The sequence below is a fragment of the Tepidibacter sp. Z1-5 genome (genome assembly GCF_037844525.1).
In the GTDB taxonomy this organism is placed as follows: domain Bacteria; phylum Bacillota; class Clostridia; order Peptostreptococcales; family Peptostreptococcaceae; genus Tepidibacter_A.
In genome coordinates, this window is record NZ_JBBMMD010000066.1 from 1 (window position 1) to 4,666 (window position 4,666).

Consider the following 4,666-nt stretch of genomic DNA (forward strand, 5'->3'; position numbering starts at 1 on the left):
ACTCCAAACATTTGACCATAAACCTTGATTATCTTGAATTTTAAATTCTAATGTATATTTCCCCGGTGATTTAAACTGAGTAGCAAAACCTTGAAATTCTGTTCCTCCATCTAATGTTTGTATAATATCATCTTCATTGATTCCGCTAACATCTATATCAGCAATTTCATCTCCATCAGGATCATAAACAAAACTTTGGTTATTATATAGCCAAAGCCATGAAATCTGAGTATCAGTTGTTATTTTTCCATCTATTACACTTTCAGGATTTAATATCATATACTGAAGCTCTGCAACTGGAGCTCTATTTGTTATACTAAATTTCACTTCTGTCCATTCAGACCATTCTCCTGAATTATCTTTAACTCTTAATTTTACTATTTGTTCCCCATATGAATCATAATTTTCTTTTTTATTTATCCATTCTTCTTCAACTATATCATCTTTTCCATCTTTGTCTGTTGAAATTGATGACCAAGTTATTTTAGTTGTTTTATATATTTCTTGATCTGTATTGCTATTAGTTTCTCCTTGATTGAATGAAAATGATTTACCTTCATAATCCATTTTTATTATTGCTTGTGGTTTATTATTTTCTGTTACGGTTGTTTCTTCTTTTCCATAAACTTCTTCTGTTACAGTTGTTTCTCTTTTTTCTGTCTTTTGTACATTCGATGTAGTATCATGTACCATTTTGTTCTCGTCTGATATAGCCATACTCATCGTTATAGACGATAAAAATAAAACTATTATTAATAAAAATGCTGTATACTTTTTCAAATACGTTACCTCCTATATTTAATATATTTTAAACTTTCATAATTTATATCGTTATAATTATCCATTACTTTACATTTTTATCTATAATTTTCATAAAATGAAACTTATTACCTATGTAGAAGTAGTAGTTCTTATTGCAATAAGAACTACTTATCACTTAATAAGACCTACTTTTATAAACTTAATTTTATTTTAGATATAATATGTTGTAGTTAAAATACAAATAATATCTAAAAACTTTGAAAATCCATGTTGCCAATACAAACCATGCTAAGATAATTTCAATATATTTAACAAAGGATTTTTTTACTTTTATCGCGGGGTAAGGTTAATTTTATAACATATATATCAACACTAAAAACTTTCTATAAAAATATTAGTGAATCCTTTTAGATATTTTGACTAATACACCTTAGGTTTTATCGTTTAATAATTCGTTAAGAAATTTGCGTGTCTGACCGTAGGGAGTTCGTAAATTTTAGAACTAAATAAGATAAAATCTTAGTTGTATTCAAAATATCGTTGTATTCACGGTATTTTTATAGACAGTTTTTGATAACCCACAGGATATATAATTTAAAGTGTGTAAACTTCCAAAAAATGGTGATAATGAAAGTTATAGAATTATTACTTGAAAGGAAGGTGCACACTTTTTATGTTGAATAAAAGTGAAATATTAAGAACGCTATTACAAGAGTATGATGTTAAAAATGCTAGAGATGTTCAATCTATGCTTAAAGATTTATTTGCAGATACAATCCAAGAAATGTTAGAAGCAGAGCTTGATGATCATTTAGGATATTCAAGATATGATTATAAGAATAAGAAAACTAAAAACAGTAGAAATGGATATCGAAGCAAAAAAGTCATATCTGATTTCGGAGAAATAGATTTAAGTATACCAAGAGATAGAAATGGTGAATATGAACCAAAGGTAATCAAAAACAATGAAAATGATATATCTGGGATTGAAGATCAAGTACTAGGAATGTATTCAAATGGTATGTCTACGAGAGATATAGCAACTCATTTAAAAAATATATACGGTATAGATGTATCTCCTACTCTTATTTCAAAGATAACAGATAAGATATTACCACTAGCAAAAGAATGGCAAAACAGACCTTTAGAACAGGTTTATCCTGTAATATTTTTAGATGCTATTCACTATAAAGTTAGAACAGAAGGAAGAATAATTAATAGAGCAGCTTACGCTGTTATAGGTATAAATATGGAAGGATTTAAAGAAGTATTAGGCATATGGATTGGTGAAAATGAAAGTGCAAAATATTGGTTAAAAGTACTTACAGACATTAAAAACAGAGGGGTTAAAGATATACTAATAGCATCTGTCGATGGTCTTACTGGTTTTAGCGAAGCTATTAAAGCTGTATTTCCTAATACAGAGATTCAAAAGTGTGTAATACATCAGATTAGAAATTGTTTTAAATATGTATCATATAAGCATAGAAAAGATTTTTCTAAAGACTTAAAATTAGTATATACTGCTCTAACAGAAGAAGCTGCACTTATCCAATTAGATTTAGTTGAAGAAAAATGGGACAAAACTTATGCGGTAGCATTGAGAAGTTGGAGAAATAATTGGGATGAATTAGCTACATTTTTTAAACATCCATCAGAGATAAGAAAGCTTATATATACAACAAATCCTATTGAAAGTTACAATAGACAACTTAGAAAAGTCACAAAATCAAAGGGTATGTTTCCTACAGATGACGCACTTCATAAATCATTATATCTAGCAACTATGGATATATCAGAAAAATGGACTCAAAAGATTAGAAATTGGGCTCAAATTTTAGATCAATTAACTATACATTTCGAAGAAAGACTTACTTCATTAGCTATTTAATTTCAGATTTATCTAACTCAAAAAATTAAGATAATTAATCTTAAAGGAGGTACTATTTTTTTTCTTAAAATGGAAATAATATTAAAAAGGGCTAGTTTTTTATAGAAAAACATAACCCCTAGATACAATTAAAACAACATTTCAAAATTCAAAATCTAAACTTAAATATGAAGTTTACACACATTTAATTACATACTCAACCCACAGACTAAAAAAGAACCTAGATTTTTTATAAAAAATCTAGGTTCTTTTGATTAATCAGTTATTAGTCTATAACTTAAAATACTCTATTCCAGATTCAAATAATCTTTGATCCTTATTTCTATGTATATTCTTAAGAACATTATCTCCAATTCTCTCACAGTGTCCCATCTTGCCCAATATTCTTTCATCAGGACTAGTTATTTCTTCAACTGCATAGAATGAAACAAAAGCAATCAATCGTTTATTTATCTTAGATTCTGACTAAATACATTGCCATTACCCTAATCAGTACATTGAATTTGCGTTTTATATTGTCTCATTTATATATCTAGATTGATTATTAATTAAGAATTTATTTTTATTTGAATTTAGTATATTACAATAAGTGTTATTTAAATATGAATAAGCTTCTTCAACTCTTTTTCTTTTTTTATTTATTAATTCTAAAGAGTTATCAAATTTTTTCATTAAATCATCCGGTTTTGTTAAATCTAAATTATCTAGTCCTTCCAATCCTAATGCTTTATATCCAATATCAAATAATGATTCATCATTATTTGTATTTTTTAACACTTCTTCTATTTTACCTTGTACTGCACTATTATTATTTTTGTAATAATTAGCCATACCTCGTGTAATAGCAGAATATATATGAATCTGACTAGACAATGTTTTTATTGCACAGTTTAGAAGTAATTCTTTTCCTTCTCTAGTATATGTCACTTCATTACTTTTAGAATTTTCAGAATCAACAAGTTTTTCTTTGAACACAATAGACTTAGACTCTATTTCATTAGTTATTGAATTTGTTGTGTAATCTTGAAATGCATTTTTTACAACTTCAACTTGTTTACTTATTTCATTTAAAAAATGTATTTCATCATTTAGCATCTCATTAACTATACAAGTACTTTTTCCTTCAGACATTTCTATTTTTTTTAGTGAATGTATCTTATTTTGCAACTCTTTGTTTTTGATATTATAAATATTCTCTTTATTATGGTTTAAATTATTGTTTGTATTATTATTTTTAGTCTTATTCTGAAAAAAATAATTGTTATTTTGTAAAGATTTAATATACATAAAAAACACCTCCTACAGTTTGAATGACACTATATTTGTAATCAAATTTAAAAATTAACCCATCAGTATAACCAATGGGTAATTTGGAAATATATCAATATTTATGTATAATTAATACCAACCCATAGGATTAAACTTTAAATGACTATATTTTTGGCAATATTCCCAATGTAAAATTGAAGTCCAATAATCATACGGTCTTGCTTCCCTTAAGTTTTGTGAATATCCTGGTTTTCTAATTAAATCTCTACCAATAAGATACAATCCTTTTTCAGCCTTAGTTTCCATTAATACAGTTTTTATTTGTTCTTGTCCTTCACAGTTTATATGAATATCTAATTCATCATAGTAATAAGTATCATAAGCACTCAGATAAATATATTTTGTATCGTATATATTCTTTTTTTCTATATTAGATAAATCAACTGTAACTTTATAATTACCATCTTTATCTGTTAAAGCATTTAAAGTCCCTATGTCTATACCTCTGTAAACTAAATTTGCAGTGATAGGTGTATTATCTACAGGTTCTCCGTGTGAAATAACTTTACCTTCTATTGTAAATCCACCTTTAACAAGAGGTTTTACAACTTCTAGTTTCTTTTGTCCAGTTACCTTTACAGCATCCCACGTGCTAGGAAATAAAGTATACGTTTGATAGTCAAATTTAGGTCCTGTTTGAGGAGTTACAGCTACTGTTTCTGTGACTTTTTTTCGAGCTTCTTC

Annotated in this window: 5 protein-coding genes; 1 reads left to right on the forward strand and 4 read right to left on the reverse strand. The window is 26.9% G+C overall.

Annotated elements, in window-relative coordinates:
• Window positions 1-780: hypothetical protein (locus tag WJW32_RS12465; protein WP_340258810.1), on the reverse strand; the 780-nt coding region annotated here is incomplete at its 3' end.
• A gap of 655 nt (window positions 781-1,435) precedes the next feature.
• Here WJW32_RS12465 and WJW32_RS12470 point away from each other — a divergent pair.
• A complete protein-coding gene (locus tag WJW32_RS12470) occupies window positions 1,436-2,653 on the forward strand; it encodes an IS256 family transposase (protein ID WP_340258812.1) in 1,218 nt (405 codons plus the stop codon).
• A 270-nt stretch (window positions 2,654-2,923) separates the two neighbouring features.
• On the opposite strand, the gene WJW32_RS12475 is transcribed toward WJW32_RS12470, so the two are convergent.
• From WJW32_RS12475 to WJW32_RS12485, 3 genes are all read right to left on the reverse strand, one after another.
• Entirely contained in the window at window positions 2,924-3,094 is a 171-nt protein-coding gene (locus WJW32_RS12475; protein WP_340258814.1) for a phosphoribosylformylglycinamidine synthase subunit PurQ, read from the reverse strand.
• Between the two features lie 69 nt (window positions 3,095-3,163).
• A complete protein-coding gene (locus tag WJW32_RS12480; protein WP_340258816.1) occupies window positions 3,164-3,940 on the reverse strand; it encodes a hypothetical protein in 777 nt (258 codons plus the stop codon).
• Between the two features lie 111 nt (window positions 3,941-4,051).
• Window positions 4,052-4,666, reverse strand: a 615-nt coding sequence (locus tag WJW32_RS12485) for a hypothetical protein (RefSeq protein WP_340258818.1), incomplete at its 5' end; no start/stop codon positions are given.

Bases quoted from the DNA above. Each gene is read 5' to 3' on its own strand.
- WJW32_RS12470 (WP_340258812.1), top strand. From the start codon at position 1,436: ATGTTGAATAAAAGTGAAATATTAAGAACGCTATTACAAGAGTATGAT.
- WJW32_RS12480 (WP_340258816.1), bottom strand. From the start codon at position 3,940: ATGTATATTAAATCTTTACAAAATAACAATTATTTTTTTCAGAATAAG.